17 protein-coding genes are annotated in these 16,918 nt (G+C 38.6%); 7 read left to right on the forward strand and 10 right to left on the reverse strand.

The features are described from left to right. Nucleotides 1–38: 38 nt before the first annotated feature. Nucleotides 39–1,016 (forward strand): glycine--tRNA ligase subunit alpha, encoded by a 978-nt coding sequence (gene glyQ, locus ODQ17_RS13945; RefSeq protein WP_002044989.1) that lies wholly within the window; start codon nt 39–41, stop codon nt 1,014–1,016. Further along, a complete protein-coding gene (glyS, locus tag ODQ17_RS13950; RefSeq protein ID WP_322904403.1) occupies nt 1,016–3,085 on the forward strand; it encodes a glycine--tRNA ligase subunit beta in 2,070 nt (689 codons plus the stop codon). The genes glyQ and glyS overlap by 1 nt, the downstream gene beginning before the upstream one ends. Before the next feature lie 52 nt (nt 3,086–3,137). On the opposite strand, the gene ODQ17_RS13955 is transcribed toward glyS, so the two are convergent. Both ODQ17_RS13955 and ODQ17_RS13960 read right to left on the reverse strand, forming a co-directional pair. Beyond that, entirely contained in the window at nt 3,138–3,422 is a 285-nt protein-coding gene (locus ODQ17_RS13955; RefSeq protein ID WP_002116836.1) for a YciI family protein, read from the reverse strand. A 67-nt stretch (nt 3,423–3,489) separates the two neighbouring features. After that, nucleotides 3,490–4,392, reverse strand: coding sequence for a DMT family transporter (locus tag ODQ17_RS13960; protein ID WP_322904406.1), 903 nt, complete (start codon nt 4,390–4,392; stop codon nt 3,490–3,492). A 108-nt stretch (nt 4,393–4,500) separates the two neighbouring features. On the opposite strand from ODQ17_RS13960, the gene ODQ17_RS13965 reads away from it, so the two are divergent. Together ODQ17_RS13965 and ODQ17_RS13970 are read left to right on the forward strand one after the other, a co-directional pair. Further along, nucleotides 4,501–5,367: a LysR family transcriptional regulator gene (locus ODQ17_RS13965; protein ID WP_322904408.1), complete on the forward strand. Its 867-nt coding sequence runs from the start codon at nt 4,501–4,503 to the stop codon at nt 5,365–5,367. Nucleotides 5,368–5,602: 235 nt separating this feature from the next. Further along, nucleotides 5,603–6,313, forward strand: coding sequence for an aspartate/glutamate racemase family protein (locus ODQ17_RS13970; RefSeq protein ID WP_322904410.1), 711 nt, complete (start codon nt 5,603–5,605; stop codon nt 6,311–6,313). Nucleotides 6,314–6,349: 36 nt separating this feature from the next. Here the strand turns inward: ODQ17_RS13970 and ODQ17_RS13975 are convergent, their stop codons facing one another. Next, nucleotides 6,350–7,246, reverse strand: a complete 897-nt coding sequence (locus tag ODQ17_RS13975; protein WP_322904412.1) for a LysR substrate-binding domain-containing protein — start codon at nt 7,244–7,246, stop codon at nt 6,350–6,352. Nucleotides 7,247–7,417: 171 nt separating this feature from the next. On the opposite strand from ODQ17_RS13975, the gene ODQ17_RS13980 reads away from it, so the two are divergent. Both ODQ17_RS13980 and ODQ17_RS13985 read left to right on the forward strand, forming a co-directional pair. Beyond that, nucleotides 7,418–7,837 (forward strand): hypothetical protein, encoded by a 420-nt coding sequence (locus tag ODQ17_RS13980; protein ID WP_005301126.1) that lies wholly within the window; start codon nt 7,418–7,420, stop codon nt 7,835–7,837. A 96-nt stretch (nt 7,838–7,933) separates the two neighbouring features. After that, on the forward strand, nt 7,934–8,368 hold the full coding sequence (locus ODQ17_RS13985) for a hypothetical protein (RefSeq protein WP_013196749.1): 435 nt from the start codon (nt 7,934–7,936) through the stop codon (nt 8,366–8,368). A 101-nt stretch (nt 8,369–8,469) separates the two neighbouring features. Here ODQ17_RS13985 and ODQ17_RS13990 read toward each other — a convergent pair whose 3' ends face one another. Both ODQ17_RS13990 and ODQ17_RS13995 read right to left on the reverse strand, forming a co-directional pair. After that, nucleotides 8,470–9,825 carry a S8 family peptidase gene (locus ODQ17_RS13990; protein WP_322904414.1) on the reverse strand — a complete coding sequence of 452 codons (1,356 nt, stop codon included), beginning with the start codon at nt 9,823–9,825 and terminating at the stop codon, nt 8,470–8,472. 35 nt (nt 9,826–9,860) lie between these two features. After that, entirely contained in the window at nt 9,861–10,169 is a 309-nt protein-coding gene (locus tag ODQ17_RS13995; RefSeq protein ID WP_322904416.1) for a hypothetical protein, read from the reverse strand. Between the two features lie 591 nt (nt 10,170–10,760). Between ODQ17_RS13995 and ODQ17_RS14000 the strand changes: the two genes are divergently transcribed. Beyond that, complete coding sequence (locus ODQ17_RS14000; protein ID WP_322904418.1) at nt 10,761–11,594, forward strand: hypothetical protein; 834 nt, start codon at nt 10,761–10,763, stop codon at nt 11,592–11,594. Nucleotides 11,595–11,656: 62 nt separating this feature from the next. Here the strand turns inward: ODQ17_RS14000 and astE are convergent, their stop codons facing one another. The 5 genes from astE to ODQ17_RS14025 all read right to left on the reverse strand — a co-directional run. After that, nucleotides 11,657–12,631 carry a succinylglutamate desuccinylase gene (astE, locus tag ODQ17_RS14005; protein WP_322904421.1) on the reverse strand — a complete coding sequence of 325 codons (975 nt, stop codon included), beginning with the start codon at nt 12,629–12,631 and terminating at the stop codon, nt 11,657–11,659. A 12-nt stretch (nt 12,632–12,643) separates the two neighbouring features. Next, nucleotides 12,644–13,987: an N-succinylarginine dihydrolase gene (gene astB, locus ODQ17_RS14010; RefSeq protein WP_199943421.1), complete on the reverse strand. Its 1,344-nt coding sequence runs from the start codon at nt 13,985–13,987 to the stop codon at nt 12,644–12,646. A 17-nt stretch (nt 13,988–14,004) separates the two neighbouring features. Continuing rightward, nucleotides 14,005–15,474, reverse strand: a complete 1,470-nt coding sequence (gene astD, locus ODQ17_RS14015) for a succinylglutamate-semialdehyde dehydrogenase (protein WP_322904425.1) — start codon at nt 15,472–15,474, stop codon at nt 14,005–14,007. Continuing rightward, the gene (gene astA / locus ODQ17_RS14020; RefSeq protein WP_224972944.1) at nt 15,474–16,505 is read right to left on the reverse strand and encodes an arginine N-succinyltransferase; all 1,032 of its coding nucleotides are present in this window, start codon (nt 16,503–16,505) and stop codon (nt 15,474–15,476) included. The genes astD and astA overlap by 1 nt, the downstream gene beginning before the upstream one ends. Nucleotides 16,506–16,523: 18 nt before the next feature. Continuing rightward, a partial coding sequence (locus tag ODQ17_RS14025; RefSeq protein ID WP_322904428.1) for an aminotransferase class III-fold pyridoxal phosphate-dependent enzyme occupies nt 16,524–16,918 on the reverse strand: 395 nt, incomplete at its 5' end.

The raw sequence follows: 16,918 nt of genomic DNA on the forward strand, positions 1-16,918 counted from the left end.
CTTAGGGGCAATTTTTCTCATAAATTCGTGGATGCTACATGAGTCGCGCCATCTCGCACATTGATACATTTCAGGGCTTAATTCTTGCCCTACAAAACTATTGGGCCGAACAAGGCTGCGTCGTACTACAACCTTACGACATGGAAATGGGCGCTGGAACATTCCACACCGCAACATTCTTACGTGCTTTAGGGCCTGAAACTTGGAATGCTGCATACGTTCAACCTTCACGTCGTCCAAAAGATGGCCGCTATGGTGAAAACCCGAACCGTTTGCAACACTACTACCAATTCCAAGTGGTGCTTAAGCCAAATCCAGACAACATCCAACAGCTCTATCTTGATTCTTTAAAAGCAATCGGGATCGATACGCTTACTCACGATATTCGCTTCGTAGAAGACAACTGGGAATCTCCGACGCTAGGTGCTTGGGGCTTAGGTTGGGAAGTTTGGCTTAACGGTATGGAAGTGACTCAGTTCACTTACTTCCAACAAGTCGGTGGTGTTGAATGTTACCCAGTAACAGGCGAAATCACTTACGGTTTAGAACGTCTTGCAATGTACCTGCAAGGTGTTGACTCGGTTTATGACCTTGTTTGGACCAAAGGCCAATTTGGTACTGTGACTTACGGCGACGTATTCCATCAAAATGAAGTTGAGCAATCGACTTATAACTTTGAATACGCTCCAGTTGAAAAACTATTTGAACTGTTTGATTTTTACGAGTCAGAAGCAAACCGTTTAATTGAAGCAAAACTTTCTCTTCCTGCTTATGAGCAAGTTGTTAAAGCATCTCATACCTTTAACTTACTTGATGCACGTGGCGCAATTTCTGTGACTGAGCGTCAACGTTACATCCTACGTGTACGTACTTTAGCGCGTGCTATTGCACAAAGTTATGTACAAGCGCGTGCAGAGCTTGGCTTCCCAATGGCAGAACCACACTTACGTGATGAAGTATTGGCACAGTTAAAAGCACAAGCTGAAAGTGAAGCAGCAAAGGCGGAGAAAAACTAATGAGCAAACATACTGTTTTATTCGAACTTGGCTGTGAAGAACTTCCACCAAAAAGCTTAAAAAACTTACGTGATGCCCTAAAAGCTGAAACAGAAAAAGGCTTAAAAGATGCGGGCTTAAACTTCGCATCAATTGAAGCTTATGCAGCTCCACGTCGTTTAGCACTTAAAATTGTTGACATCGATGCTGCTCAAGCAGACACACAAAAACGTTTTGACGGCCCTGCAGTTCAAGCAGCTTACGATGCAGAAGGCAAACCGACTAAAGCACTTGAAGGCTTTATGCGTGGTCAAGGCATTACTGTTGATCAGCTTTCTACTTTCCAAGCAGGTAAAGTTGAAAAAGTTTGCTATTTAAAAGATGTGAAAGGACAAAGCCTTGACGCTTTACTTCCACAGATTTTACAAACTGCGTTAGACAATTTACCAATTGCTAAGCGTATGCGTTCTGCGGCAAGCCGTACCGAATTTGTACGTCCAGTGAAATGGGTTCTTTTACTTAAAGATGACCAAATTGTTGACGCAACTATTCAAGATCACAAAGCTGGCAATGTGACTTATGGTCACCGTTTCCATGCACCTGAAGCTGTGACGTTAGCGCATGCAAATGACTATTTAGCTGCTTTAGAAAAAGCGTATGTCGTTGCAAACTTTGAAAAGCGTCAAGCAACCATTCAAGAACAAGTGAAAAAGTTAGCTGATGAAGTGAACTCGACTGCGATTGTTCCAGCGGATTTACTTGATGAAGTCACAAGTTTGGTTGAATGGCCAGTTGCTCTTCGTGCAAACTTTGAAGAGCGCTTCCTTGCTGTTCCTCAAGAAGCACTCATTACGACGATGCAAGACAACCAGAAATATTTCTGCTTGATCAATAGCGAAGGTAAATTACAGCCTTACTTCATTACTGTTTCAAATATTGAGTCTAAAGATCCGATTCAAATTATTGAAGGTAATGAAAAAGTTGTTCGCCCTCGTTTGTCTGATGCTGAGTTCTTCTTCTTACAAGATCAAAAGCAACCGCTTGCATCTCGTAAAGAAAAACTAGCAAACATGGTATTCCAAGCACAACTCGGTACGCTTTGGGATAAATCAACACGTATTGCAAAACTTGCTGTTGCATTATCTGCAATCACTGGCGCAAACCCAGCAGATGCTGAAAAAGCTGCATTACTTGCTAAATGCGACTTAACCTCAGAGCTCGTAGGTGAATTCCCAGAACTTCAAGGTATTGCAGGTACTTACTATGCACGCATTGAAGGTGAAAACACTGAAGTTTCTGAAGCTTTAGGTGAGCAATATTTACCAAAATTTGCTGGTGATGTTTTACCAAAAACCCAAACAGGTACAACCATTGCCCTTGCTGACCGTTTAGATACGCTTGTTGGTATTTTCGGTATTGGACAAGCGCCAACAGGTTCTAAAGACCCATTTGCTCTTCGCCGTTCAGCAATTGGTATCTTACGTTTAATTATTGAAAATGAATTAGATGTAACGATTGAAGAGTTAGTGAATCTTGCACTTCAAGGTTATGGCGACATCGTTAAAGACCACGACAAGACTCGTGCTGATGCTGTTGCATTCTTGGAAGGCCGTTACCGAGCTAAGTACGAAGACCAAGGCGTTGCTGTTGATGTGCTTCAAGCAGTTCAAGCACTTGCACCGAAGTCTCCACTTGATTTTGACAAGCGCGTAAATGCTGTTAACCACTTCCGTACATTACCTGAAGCTGCTGCACTTGCTGCTGCAAACAAACGTGTTGCTAATATTCTTGCAAAAGAAGCGACACCAGAAGGTTCTGTAGTTGAGGCAAACTTGGTTGAAGATGCTGAAAAAGCATTATTCGCTGAACTTCAAGCAGTTACCCCTGCTGTTGAACCATTACTTGCAGCAAAAGATTACACTGCTGCCCTTTCTAAGCTTGCAGCACTTCGCGCGCCGATTGATGCATTCTTTGATGGTGTAATGGTTATGGCAGATGATGCTGACCTAAAAGCAAACCGTTTACGTTTATTGGCTCAGTTACGTAACTTGTTTACTGCTGTGGCTGATGTGAGTGTGTTGCAGGGCTAATTAGTTCATTATTAAATAAAGGGATCTTTTATAGATCCCTTTATTTTTTAAATTAAACAAAATCTTTAATTTCTTCTAAACTTTTCGATGGCTCAAACCACATAAAATCATAATCAGCCACATCATGAATATAAAACGGATCATTTTTCATGATTTCTTCAGCTTCTTGAATCGAAGAGCTTAGAACTAAAATTACCCCACCTACTCTATTTTCTCGGCGCCCTGATGCCAGAAATTTCTTTTGCTCATAGTAATGATCTAAAAATGCAATATGCTCTTTGAGTACAGCATCAACTTCGGCTAACGGTTTTTTATAAGTCAAGGTAACAACAATCATCTCATTCTCTTAAAGCAAGTAACACATGACATAGCATCAATCTACAGAATATTTAAATATCTATAGCTCATTCGATACTACGCCTATTCCCCCAATTCATCCACACCAAACTCCCCACAATAATCGCTCCACCCAACAACACCATCATGGATGGTTTTTCATTTAAAAAAAGCACTGCCAAACTCATCGCGACAATGGGCGAGCAATACAAAAAATTCGATGCAATCGTTAACGGCATATTTTTAAGTACATATCCCCAGAGTACATAAGCCATCGCACTTGGGAAAATACCTAATAGGACAACCGACATATTGGCTTGCCAAGTGGCATGTAAAATTTCATTGGGTAAATTGGCGCTATAAAATAGTAAAGGAATGGTCCCAAACCAAATGATGTAGCACATCATGCTCAAGGCATCATAATTTAAAGCAAATTTCTTATATAAATTAAAATAAAGGCCCCATGCAATTGCAGCTAAAACAATTAATAAACTATAAGGGCTCGGTACACCAAAACCATGATCTCCACTAACCACCAACACGGCGCCGCAAAGACCGAGCAAAATACATAACCATTGTTTGAAACTAATTTTTTCTTTAAAAAGCAAAGCTGAAATAATAAAAGTAAATAACGGAATAGATTGACTCAAAATACTAGATGCGACTGCACTTACATATTGCTGCCCTGTATTTATAAGCAAATGATGAAGCGTTACAGAGAAAAAACCTAATACAGCAAGTGCAGGGACATCTTTCCACTTTAAAGGTTGAATGCCTTTTTTCATGACCAAAAGCAGTAAAAAAAACGATGCGATCAAAAAACGGAGCAAGGCAATATGCTGCGGTGTATATGAATGCAAAGCACTATGTACGCCAATAGGTGAATAGCCCCAACAAAAGACGGTCACAGCAATACATAAATAGAGCTTAAATGCGGGAGGCTGGGTTTCGGCAGCAAGAGAAATTGCCATGTTAAATCTGCACTAATGAAATGGAACTCTTTCATCATATGCGCATGGATAGTTCAATAAAATTAACTTATATTGAGTCAAATATTCATTAAAAGTGAATGATAAAACATGGATATCGCACAGTTAAAAATGTTTCAGACCGTGGTTGAATGCGGAACAATGGCTAAGGCATCAATGCAACTACATTGTGTACCATCCAATATCACAACGCGCATTAAACAACTCGAAGAAGAACTAGGCGCACCGCTATTTTATCGGGAAGGAAAAAGTTTAAAACTCACTCCCTCTGGAGAAAATTTTCTTAATTATTGCCATAAAATTTTAGCGCTATGCGATGAAGCGAAACGAAGTATTCACCCTGATGCACCGCCCTCTGGTCCATTAAAAATTGGGGCTATTGAATCTTCTGCTACAACTCGCCTACCCAATTTACTGGCGAAATATCATCAACGTTTTCCAGAGGTTTCCATTCAAATTATTACAGGCACATGGAAACAGCTATTAGTCGATATTTCTCAACACAAACTTGATGGTGCAATTGTCGCGGGTGATATCGAGTTTCCTATGCTAAATAAACTTAGTATTTACCAAGAAGAAATGGTCTTGATTGCATCTCATTCTTTGGGAGAAATCCACAACCAAGAAGACTTGATTGGTAAAGAAATTTTTATGTGGACTGAAGGTTGTCCTTACCGAGCATCTCTCGAAGAATGGCTTAAGCTCAAAAATATTTCACTTCCAATTACTAGCATTACCAGTTACGCCACCATTATTGGTTGTGTCAGTGCAGGCTCTGGTGTGTCTTTGGTACCGAAGAGTATTTATGAACAATATAAAAATTTAACCAATATTCGAGGCTATAAATTTGAACACCTTGCCTTTATGCAGAATCAATTTTTTTGGCATAAAAACGTGAGCAACCATAAAGCCAGAGACATGTTTTTAGATTTAATTAAGTCTGAATTTATCGTTTAGATTTTTACCTAAAACAAACTATCCATGCAAAAATCTATGCTTTATATAAAATTGTCATGCATGAAAAGCATAACTAAATTTCAGAAATTTAAATTTTATACTTATAAAACAAATACTTTAAATTAAATTAATTTTTAATTTAGAAATAAAACCTGCATAAGCCATCCGCTTTTTGCAATGATCATAATAAAAATACGCTCATTCTAAACCTATAGAATTTTTTGAGTCGCTCAACATGAATAAAGCAATTGGAATCCTAGGTGGCATGGGGCCACAAGCTACGATTGATGCTATGAATAAAATTATTAAAAATACACCAGCACATTGCGATCAGGAACATATTCCTGTCGTTACAGTTTCTATCCCAGATATTCCTGACAGAACTCAATCGATTATAAATCAGGATAATAAACCACTCGAAAAAATGGCTGAATATCTTAAAATCTTAGAGGCAGCAGAAGTCGGTTGTATCATTATTCCTTGTAATACTGCTCATTTCTGGTTTAACCAATTACAAAAGCGCACCCAGACTAAAATGATCAGTATTATTGAATCTGCGGTTCATTTTATTCAAGATCGCCAAATTGATGAGGTGTGTATTCTTGCTACATCTGCCACAATAAACACCGAGCTTTATCAAAGCCAGTTTATTGAAAATAGTATTGGTTTCTCTACTCCTTCGGCTGAAATGCAAAATAAAGTAATGCAAAGTATTTACCAATACAAAGCAGGGGATATTCAAAAATCTAAACAAATGATGAAAGAAATTATTAATTTTTATAGTGAAAACAAAAACATAAAATTCCTATTGGCTTGTACAGAAATCCCACTCATTCTAGAAGAGAGTATTGAGGCTTATCCTGAACTATTTATAGACACAACTGATGTACTCATTAAAAATGCAATTGCGTGGTATCAGAATGCTCCTACAGCAAAAGTTGCATAATTAAATAAAAGACAATGTGATTTATGCATAAAAAGTTTAGGCAATTGTCCAATCAATTGCCTTCACGAAACTCCATAAACTTTCAGAAGCTGTATTGAGCCTCGCGCTACTACGATATAAGTAAATATCTACAGACAAGACTGAATCTTTCATAGGCACAATTATGAGTTGATTTTTTTCAAGCTCGTCCTGAATGCTGTAATCAGGTAACCACCCTACTCCATACCCCCCTTTAATCATATCTTTAAGCAGTAAACTCATTGAAGACACAAAGTTTGTCTCAAATTTGTCTGAATGATGCTCTTGTAGAAATTTATTTACTTTTTTACCCATGTAACTGTCATCGGTGTAATTCATGAGCGGAACTGAAGCATCTTCAAGTGAATATTTAGGACGACCCAAATGATTAGGTGCAGTGACTAAATAAAGCTTTGCTGAAAATAATTTATGACACAAAAATTGTGGATTCATAAGATCATCATCATAAAAAGATGCAATAAAGTCACATTGGCCATTTTTAAGAGAATCTACGGTTTCATTTACGTTAATGGCTTCAACATGAAAAATCTTTTCTTGATAGTTTTTTAAATTCCCTAAAATTTTAGGGAAAATATAACCCGCCAATGAGTGAGCAGACGCAATAGTGACTTTACTTCTAACATGATTATCACCTTTAATTCGATCTATATTGAACTCAAAATCATCTAGCAAATTTCTGGCGTGTAGAACAAAAAGTTTACCCTTTTCTGTCAGCTGTAACGGCGAAGTTTCTCGGTCAAAAACCTCGAATCCCAAACTATTTTCTAGAGCCTGAATACGGCGACTTAGTGAAGATTGTGAAATATTTCTAATATCAGAAGCTATTGTAAAATTTCGGTATTTTTCTAGAATGATCAGATCATATAACCATTTTAATTCTATATTTTGTATCACCTGAAGCTCCAGATCATTCTAGGAATTTAGATATGCGATTTCATTATATTTGAAATGATGATTTATCGTAATCAAATCGTATGGGTTTTATCTCATTGCAGTACAAGCTTTATTTTTAACAGTAAGATCACCACTTCATCTTTTGATTCTGGTTGGGGAGATTTATCCAAAATGAAAACCATACACATTATATGTATTGCGACCTCTATGTTGGCTTCATCGACCTTATTTGCTGAAACAACGCAACCACAACAAGTGGGTGAAACAACTTCTAAAGCACAACCTTATGGTGATAACCCAAGTTTAGGTCGTGTATTGTTATATAAAACTGGAAAAGGCATACAAAATTTAGGAGACTCTATTCAAGGAGCTTCTGAAAAAACCTCAAATAAAATTAGCGAAAAGTGGAAAAACACCAAAGAATTTACAGCTGAAAAAGCAGAAGTTGTTCAGCAGAAAGCAGATACAGCCAAAGCTTTTACAGAAAATAAAATAGATCAAGCGAAGCAAAATATTACCAGTAGTCGAAACGGTGAAAATATCCCAATTGAACAAGGTGAGCTAAGTAAATCGAGCACAACAACTAACTAATTTGCTAGGACAGCGCGATAAATTCGCGCTTTTATAAATACAGATATTCATTTAGAACTATTGATCATCAACTATAAAGAGCTAGGAATCTGCCTTATGAATAGTCAAAAACTTCTCTTTTCAACACTATGCTGCTTAGCATTAACTGCATGTGCAACCTCTGCACCGCCTTCTTCATCTTATTCTCAGGCACAAGTTCTAGAGCAAGATACCAATATCGAAGCTTATCCATCAACCACAGGTAATGTAGCCAAACTCATTAAACAAGATAAGCAAGCTTGTATGATTGAATTTACGGGATATTTAGGGGGCGGACACGTTACTGAACACTGGGTATTTAATGATAAAGGGCTCATTTCAGCCACATCATTTACACAACAATACCCTGATGAGTCAGGCATATTAAATCAGGCAACAAACTCTACGACCAAAAGCTCAACGACTTTTAATATTCAAGATCCAGAAATTCAGAATAATTTCAAAAAACTCCAAAATAACTTTAATCCAGCAAATTTAGAAAAGTGTCATTAATACTTTTTCATAAAAAGCCCGTTGCAAAAGCTACCTTTTGCAACGGGTTATAGCTATTTTAAAAATTTCTTGGACCTAATTTAAAAGTTATAAATAAGCTATTAATTAATGGTTAAACCATTTGTTGCTGCCAGTAAATCAATACGCGGGAAAACCAAGCCCGTTCTTGAGTCAGTAATTGGTTTACCTGTCGTTTTTAAACGGCTGATGGTTTGATCAATACTTTCTGTTGGACTCACGCTATTCGCTCGTAATAAAGCAATCGCACCTGCCACATGTGGTGTCGCTTGAGATGTACCTCCCATAGTGTAGCCACCTGCCGTAATCATTGCTCCTGGTGCCAATAAAGTTACAAGGCTACCACCATTACTGAAGCACGCTACTTTGTCTGCTGCTGTTGTTGGGTCAGAACATTTCACAGGATTCCCCCATGACACACCACCAATATTACTGTCATAAACAGCACCAACTCTTACTGCACCAGCAACACAGGCAGGAGATGAAATTCCATCTGAAAATGCATCATTGCCTGAAGCGACTACAGGTACCACACCAGCAGCTCGTGCATTAGCAAATGCCGTTCCATAACTGCTGTCGCTACACTCCGAGGTATATTTAACACCCGGTACGCCAAGGCTTAAGTTAACTGCTTTAATATTATAGGTTTGTGCATTATTTACAGCCCAGTTAATCCCTGCGAGGATATCACTATCATAAGCTGTGCTTACCCATTTACCTTGGGATCTGACCTTTCTAAAAACATCAATGCCTATAATTTTGGTCTTGGTGGCAACCTTGGACACAATGCCTGAAACATTACTACCATGTCCATCATCATCTAAAGCGCCATCATCTGGTGCACTATCAAATGAGTAAACAACGCGACAAGTATTTGATGGTGTGTTTACTGCCGTACAACCAAAATCAGAATGAAGATAATTCACCCCTGTATCAATCACTGCCACACTAGAGCCTTCACCAGTGAAATCATTGGTATTTGCTTGTGGTTGATTAATTAAAGGTAAACTTTCATTGGTCGTGGTTTGATTAATACGATTTGGATAAACCTCTTTAACATTCGGATCATTGAGTAAAGAGACCAAAGCTTCGCGGTTACTAATCCGATAAAAAGCTAAAGGCAAATTATTGTAGTCCCGAAGTACTTGAACACCACCAGCACGGTTAAATCTTGCCTGTAAATTTTTCTTATTTGTTGCAATATAACTTCGCCGTTCTAACCCGGAAGGCACGCTCACCGAAGCAATATTGTATTCAACAATTAAATCATTCGAATCATTATTCACCAAGGCATCTAAATCGATTTTACCCTGAAATACTTTTTGTTTTGCTGCCTGATTTAATCGCTGTTTAGCACCTTTAGAATCTAAAGGAAGAGCTGATGCAGTTGTACTTAAAATCGTACATAGACCTAATAGAAATAACGTTTTACTTTGCATTATTTTTCTCCGTAGTTTTTCAACTAACAATTTACTTATTTCGCTTTTATTTCATTTGCTGGATCTTTTTCTGGATCAATCGGTTGAATTGAAGGATCACTTTTTGTGTCATAAAAAGGAACAGTATCAGCTGATACCGATTGTGGATGAATTGAATGTTGAGATAGATTTTTAGGTTGAGTAGGCTCCTTAAGTTTAGAAAGAAAAGACGATGTGTCTGGTTGTGGCGAATTCGACTCATGTAAAGCAGAATTAAACACATCAGATGCACCACTTGTGGGCTTTAAATAGAGAACAACGGCGATCAAGCCGACTATTACAAGAAGGGAAGCAATAATTTTCATCTGTCATATCTCTGTTTTTTTGTTTATAGATATCTATTTTTATTTTTGATTATTTGAAATAAAGCAGCATTTTTTCATATATTTTTCATGTGAAAAATCTATTTAATGAAATACATAACCACTAAAAAGTTAAAATAACTTTATCCCGAATAAGCAAAAATACAGTTCTGCCCTGTACGTTTATATTTCTGGCAGAAGATGGTTCAAAAAAGTGCTAAAAAGCGCCTTATTCTCATAATAAGCAATAACTATGCCGTTTACTCCAATAAATAATGAGATTTACATCACATTTGAAGATATAGAGAACAAATTCGAAAAACCGAAATGAAAAAATTAAAAGATATTTTTTTAAAAACTAAATAATAAGAACTCATTTTGCTTAATTAGATTTTCAAATAAATAAATGTTCTTTTTCACTTTATTATTAATTTTTATTAATCTCCACAATTCCTCCCTAGTCTGTTTACTCAACGTAACACTGTTGTAACGTTTTGATGAAGTCAGTTCCCAAGCCCATATTCCCTTGGCTATGATTCGTTTGCGTTTATGAAATACCTCACTAAAAGGGTATATTCTTTGAAGGATATCGCAATGAAAATGATGAAAACAGCTATCGTTACTGCAAGTGTTCTTGCTTCTGCTTCTATTTTTGCACAAAGTGCGGGCGTTAATGCAGATGCTTCTGCTCAAGTAAATGTACAACCGGGTGGTCTTGTTAGTGGCGTAGCCAATACAGTCAAAAATACTGCACACACTGTAGGCAGCACAGCAAAGCATGCTGGTCATGTCGCTGCTGACACTACAGTTAAAGCAACTAAAAAAACAACAGGAAAAGTGACTGAACTTTCTTCTAAAGCTGCAAATGGTACAAAACACATAGCAACTGAAGCTGCAACGGGTACCAAACACTTTGCTACCGAAGCTGCGACAGGTACTAAAAATGTAGCGACTAAAGCTGCAACGGGTACTAAACATTTTGCTACCGAAGCAGTAACAGGTACTAAAAATGTAGCGACTAAAGCTGCAAACGGCACTAAAAACCTAGCTGTTGAGGCTAAAGCTGATACAAAAGCAGGTTTTAATGCTGTAAAGACTAAAGTTTCAGAAAAACAAGCAGACCAAAAAGAATTTACTGCTGAAAAACAAGCTAATGCTCAAGCGCATGTAGATGCAGTAAAAACTCGTGTAGCTCAAAATCAAGCTGAGCAAAAAGAATTTGTAGCTGATACTAAAGCTGATGCCCAAGCACAGTTGAATGCAGCTCAACCAGCACATGCAATTAATGCTCAAACTGGTGTAAATGTTGGTGTTAACGTTGGCCCTGTTGGAGTTAACACAAACGCAAATATAAACGCTGGTGCTCAAACGTCTGCACAAAAAGCTGAAAAGAAATCTTGGGTTAAAGGTCTTTTCGGTACGAACTAATATCTTATACATAAAAAAAGGGCAATTAATTGCCCTTTTTTTATTTCTTAAAAATCAAATGTTCAGCTGGTTTCAGTTAAAACCAAACCTGCACGTAAACCAATTTTCACATTTGGATTTGGAAATAAAATCCAGACTTGATCTTGCTCAACAACATAATTGCCAGAAGGTTGAGCTGCAATGATTTCACCTTTGGTAAAAGTCGAAAAATTTGGTGCTTCAGCCGATAAGTTCATCTGAAAATCTTCGTCTTTTTTAATTAAAGAGTCCGATACTTTAAAAACCCGAATTTTTGTTTTATTACGTGGTGGCAAAGCTTGCTCAGAAACCACATGACGAATCACTTCATCAATTGCAGCAAACTGGCTCAAGTCATTTTGTCCAAATGGTAAGGCTTTTCCTAACTCTAAAGTTGCGCTCGCAGCTTTAAAATTTTCACTAGTAAAATGCGTAAAGGTTTTACCGACCGCATTGTGGTAAACCAAAGCATCCAAGTCAGCTGCTTCAAGGCTCGCTGTCAAATCTGCATCATAAGCATGTGTTTGATAGGGAAATAAAGCAAACGTTGGCAACAAAGAAGCGCGAATTGCGGTGTGCAAATCATAGTGATAACGTTTTGCTTGGCTTGAACTTTCTTGAAAGAAAGTCGTGACCACTTGCTCTAAAACTTCAGCACGTTTTGATTCTTCAGTCACAGGTAGAGTTTTATACCCACCACAAAACATTCGGTTTACATCGTCATGCACATAACGTTTACCTTGACGCATTGCATAAGGATTACCCAGTACAAACAGTAATCTCACAGCAAGGTTTAAACGTCCTGCAAACAAATCTGTGTATAGATGAGATAACAATTCAATTGGTGCTGTTTCATTACCATGTACTCCAGCTGACAGTACGACAGCTTTGTCGTACTGTGCATTTGGCGTACATTCAAGAAGTCCATCACCTAACCAACGCCAAGAAAAATTATTTTGTTTTCCTTCGCGGGTTTTAGGCTGCTCACCTTGTAAGGTTAATGCTAGAAAATCTTGCATGTCACCGCCTCATTATTTTTGGAAAGGATAAACTGAACCTAAACCTAAAATTTTGGTCAGCTCATCGAGTGCCATACGGCTTTCCATGAGTAAATGCGGATCAGCCAAATCTTCTTGTGTTAAACGATCACGATAGTGTTTATCGACCCATTGATTAAGGGTTCCAAACAATTGATCATTCATTAATACTTTTGGATTTACAGCATTTAACTCAGTTTCGTTTAAAGCTACGCGTAAACGTAAACATGCCGGACCACCACCATTACGCATACTTTCACGTAAGTCATATACCTGAATAGCATCAATTGGTGTGCCCATCTGAACCATATCGTTCAGATACCCCCAAACTGCCTTATTCTGGCGAGACTCTTCTGGCACAACAATGGTCATTCCACCATCTGGACGAGTCAAAATCTGGCTATTAAATAAATAAGTTGCTACGGCATCATCAACAGTAACGCGGTTTTCAGGAACTTCAATCGAGATAAAATCTTCACCGATGCTTGCCATTTTCTGACGAATTTCAGCAAAAGCTTGATCTTGATTTAAGAATGCATGTTGATGATGGAATAAAACCTGTTGGTTACTTACCGCAATAACATCGTTATGGAATACACCCTGATCAATTACATCCGGATTTTGTTGAACAAAAACGGTATGCGCATCATCTAAACGATGCAAACGTGCAATTGCTTCACTTGCTTCACGCGTCTGACGAGCTGGATAGCGTTTTGGTCCTGGTAAACCATTATTTAAATGTTGTTGCCCATAAACAAACACTTGAACACCGCGCTTAGCATAATCACCACCTAAACGATTATGATTTGCCGCACCTTCATCACCAAACAAGGCCACTTGTGGTAAAGCTTCATGGTGTACAAAGTGACGTTCATTTTTAAAGATCGCTTGTAGGACCTGACTTGTAGTTTCAGCTTCAATTGAACGGTGAAACTTATTATTCAAGTTCGCTGCGGTAAAATGCACGCGTTCATCTTGGCTATCTGCCGAAGGTGAAACAGTTGCCGCATTTGCAGTCCACATTGGCGAAGCTGAACTTAGCGATGATAATAGTTCAGGTGAATGACGCATTGCTTGAGCAACAACGCTAATGTCATCTCCTGTAAAACCTAAACGGCGTAACATTGGAACATGTGGGCGCTCATGCGGAACAAGCACACCTTGTTTCATTCCCATGTCAGCCAGGGCTTTCATCTTTAGCAAGCCCTGTTTAGCTGCTAATTTTGGATTCGAGGCGTTATTACGGTTTTTTGTCGATGCTTCATTACCAAACGACAAGCCTGCATAGTGATGTGTTGGTCCCACCAAACCATCGAAATTTACTTCATATCCTTTCATTTTTCTTTCCCTAGTGTTTAAGGCAACACAATCCCTGGAGATAATTTTTCTGGTAAGGTTAAGCTGTCACTTTCAAGTGAAGCCATTGGCCAAGCACAATAATCAGCTGCATAAAAGGCACTTGCGCGGTGGTTACCGGACGCCCCCACACCACCAAATGGTGCAGCACTTGAAGCACCTGTTAATGGCTTATTCCAGTTCACAATACCAGCACGCGCTTCAATAAGTACTTGATCAAATAGTTCACGTTTTGGTGAAACCAGACCAACAGACAAACCAAAGCGAGTTGCATTCGCAATTTTTAATGCTTCATCAAAGTTGTCATAACGTTGAATCGTCGTAAGCGGACCAAAATATTCTTCATCTGGAATATCTGTGACGCCTGTTACATCAACAATGCCTGGTGTAAGTAACGAACTATCTTCTTGTGGACGCGTCATTGACAACAAGCTTTTTGCGCCAAGCTCAAGCAATTTTTGTTGAGCAAGCATCATATTTGATGCGGCAACTGACGAGATAACACCACCCATAAATGGTTGTTGCTCATCATTCCAACGACCAACTTTTAGATTTTTAGCAACTTCAACGAAACGTTGAATAAATGCATCACCTTCTGCACCATTTTTCACCAAGATACGGCGTGCACATGTACAACGCTGACCCGCCGAAACAAATGCAGATTGAATAGTGAGATTAACTACAGCATCGACATCAATAATTTCATCAATAATCAATGCATTATTGCCGCCCATTTCAAGCGCAAGGATTTTCTCAGGAGCACCCGCCATTTGCTTATGCAAGTGATAACCCGTGTTTGCACTTCCGGTAAACAATAAACCATCAATTTCATGTAAGGCAGCTAGCGCTTCACCAGTGGTACGACCACCTTGCACCAAGTTCATAACACCATTTGGCAAACCAGCTTGCTGCCAAAGTTTTACAGTTTCTTCAGCAGTCCATGGCGTTAATTCGCTTGGTTTAAATACCACGGTATTACCTGCCAATAATGCAGGAACAATATGCCCATTTGGTAAATGGCCCGGGAAGTTATATGGACCGAAAACTGCAAGCACACCATGTGGACGGTGACGTAAAGATGCTACGCCATCGGCCATTTCAGTTGAGCTTTCACCTGTACGCTGATGATAAGCACGGATTGAAATTGCAACTTTGCCAATCATTGATTGAACTTCAGTTAATGTTTCCCAAAATGGCTTACTGGTTTCTTGGCTAATCACTTCTGCTAAATGCTTTTTATTTTCTTCAAGCAAAGCCGCGAATTTCTCAACAATAGCTACACGCTCTGCAAGTGGTAAACGTGCCCATGCTGGAAATGCAGTACGCGCTGCTTGACAAGCTTGCTCTACATCAGCAGCAGTTGCTTCGGCACCTGACCATACAGTTTGGTTATCGACTGGATTTGTTTTTTCAAATGTTGTGCCGCTGCCTTGTAACCAGACACCGTTTATAAATAAAGAGTTTGACATCAGGAAACTTCCATTGGATTTAGTGATAACACACGAACAATGTGACCTTCTTGTACACCGAGTTTTTCAGCTTGTTCATGTGTTAAATTTATAGTGTTATCAACAAGATCAAGCTTCATCAACATTGCCTTATAGTCATGATAATTATCATTGGCAACGAGATATTGGGTCTTACCGACCGCAGCTTCACTTGTAATTTTGACGTTTAAGAACTGACTTTCTTTTACTGCCCGCAATTCATCAATATTGGCTTCAATGGTTGGACCCGCATCAAAAATATCAACATATCCTTGATAGCGTAAGCCTTCTGACTCAAGCACATGATAAGCAGGCAAAGTTTGTGGATGCATTTTTCCAATCACCTCTTGCGCATCTTTCGGCAAGAGATCTACATAGACTGGGAAACGTGGCATAAGCTCTGCAATAAATACTTTTTGCCCAATTCCACTTAAATAGTCTGCTGTTGAAAAATCCATATTAAAGAAATGATGACCAATCGCATCCCAAAATGGAGAACATCCATTTTCATCTGAGAAACCACGCATTTCAGCAATTAACTTTTTCTCGAAATATTGCTTAAAGGCAGCAATAAACATAAAACGGATTTTCGATAAGAATTTACCGTTTTGGTTTTCACGACGCTCTGGATCTAAAAATAATGTACAGAGTTCGCTACTACCCGTTCTGTCATTACTCAGAAATAAGGTAGGTAGTGACTTATAAACGTTTAATGCTTTTGAAGCGTGTACTTGAGTACCAACATGAAAGTTGTACCAAGGCTCAATGAGTCCTACAGCAACTTCAATTGCGCTTAAACCAATAACACGTTGAGCTTCTGTATCTTCAAGAACAAACAGATAGCCTTGTTCACTTTTATGGACATTGCCATTTAAAGTATTGCGAGTACGTGAAATTCGAGCCGAAAGTGTATCCATATTTTGTGGCAAGGAAGTCAGGCCTACACCCGACTTACCCGCTAATTTATAAATATCTTCAAGGTCTCGAAACTCGGCATGACGGACGATCATCATGGCTAGCTTTCCTTTTTTTTATTTAGCCAATTTTGCCAACGCTCTTTTTAAACGAGCAATTCCTTCATCAATATCTTGTTCAGGAATGATAAGCGACGGAGTAAAACGAACCACATTCGGGCCTGCAATTAAAGCAAGTAAACCTTCTTCACCCGCCCAAGTCGTAATATCTTTAGCTTTCCCTGCATACTCAGCTTTTAATTCACAGCCAATCAATAAACCTTGACCACGAATTTCTTCAAAAATCTGATGTTCAGCGTTTAATGCATTTAGTGCATCGAGGAAATATTGATGACGATGCTTCACACCTTCGAGTACTTCAGGCGTATTAATAAACTCAAATACTGCACCTGCAACTGCACTTGCTAACGGGTTACCACCATAAGTCGTACCATGTGTACCCACTGAAAAAT

The sequence above is a fragment of the Acinetobacter sp. IRS14 genome (assembly GCF_034650275.1).
Lineage (GTDB): Bacteria > Pseudomonadota > Gammaproteobacteria > Pseudomonadales > Moraxellaceae > Acinetobacter > Acinetobacter oleivorans.

Coding starts and splice junctions, on each gene's coding strand:
- ODQ17_RS13960 (WP_322904406.1), bottom strand. CDS start 4,392: ATGGCAATTTCTCTTGCTGCCGAAACCCAGCCTCCCGCATTTAAGCTC.
- astA (WP_224972944.1), bottom strand. CDS start 16,505: ATGATGATCGTCCGTCATGCCGAGTTTCGAGACCTTGAAGATATTTAT.
- astE (WP_322904421.1), bottom strand. CDS start 12,631: ATGCAAGATTTTCTAGCATTAACCTTACAAGGTGAGCAGCCTAAAACC.
- glyQ (WP_002044989.1), top strand. CDS start 39: ATGAGTCGCGCCATCTCGCACATTGATACATTTCAGGGCTTAATTCTT.
- ODQ17_RS13980 (WP_005301126.1), top strand. CDS start 7,418: ATGAAAACCATACACATTATATGTATTGCGACCTCTATGTTGGCTTCA.
- ODQ17_RS13955 (WP_002116836.1), bottom strand. CDS start 3,422: ATGATTGTTGTTACCTTGACTTATAAAAAACCGTTAGCCGAAGTTGAT.
- ODQ17_RS13985 (WP_013196749.1), top strand. CDS start 7,934: ATGAATAGTCAAAAACTTCTCTTTTCAACACTATGCTGCTTAGCATTA.
- glyS (WP_322904403.1), top strand. CDS start 1,016: ATGAGCAAACATACTGTTTTATTCGAACTTGGCTGTGAAGAACTTCCA.
- ODQ17_RS13970 (WP_322904410.1), top strand. CDS start 5,603: ATGAATAAAGCAATTGGAATCCTAGGTGGCATGGGGCCACAAGCTACG.
- ODQ17_RS13990 (WP_322904414.1), bottom strand. CDS start 9,825: ATGCAAAGTAAAACGTTATTTCTATTAGGTCTATGTACGATTTTAAGT.
- ODQ17_RS13965 (WP_322904408.1), top strand. CDS start 4,501: ATGGATATCGCACAGTTAAAAATGTTTCAGACCGTGGTTGAATGCGGA.
- astB (WP_199943421.1), bottom strand. CDS start 13,987: ATGAAAGGATATGAAGTAAATTTCGATGGTTTGGTGGGACCAACACAT.
- ODQ17_RS14000 (WP_322904418.1), top strand. CDS start 10,761: ATGAAAATGATGAAAACAGCTATCGTTACTGCAAGTGTTCTTGCTTCT.
- astD (WP_322904425.1), bottom strand. CDS start 15,474: ATGTCAAACTCTTTATTTATAAACGGTGTCTGGTTACAAGGCAGCGGC.
- ODQ17_RS13995 (WP_322904416.1), bottom strand. CDS start 10,169: ATGAAAATTATTGCTTCCCTTCTTGTAATAGTCGGCTTGATCGCCGTT.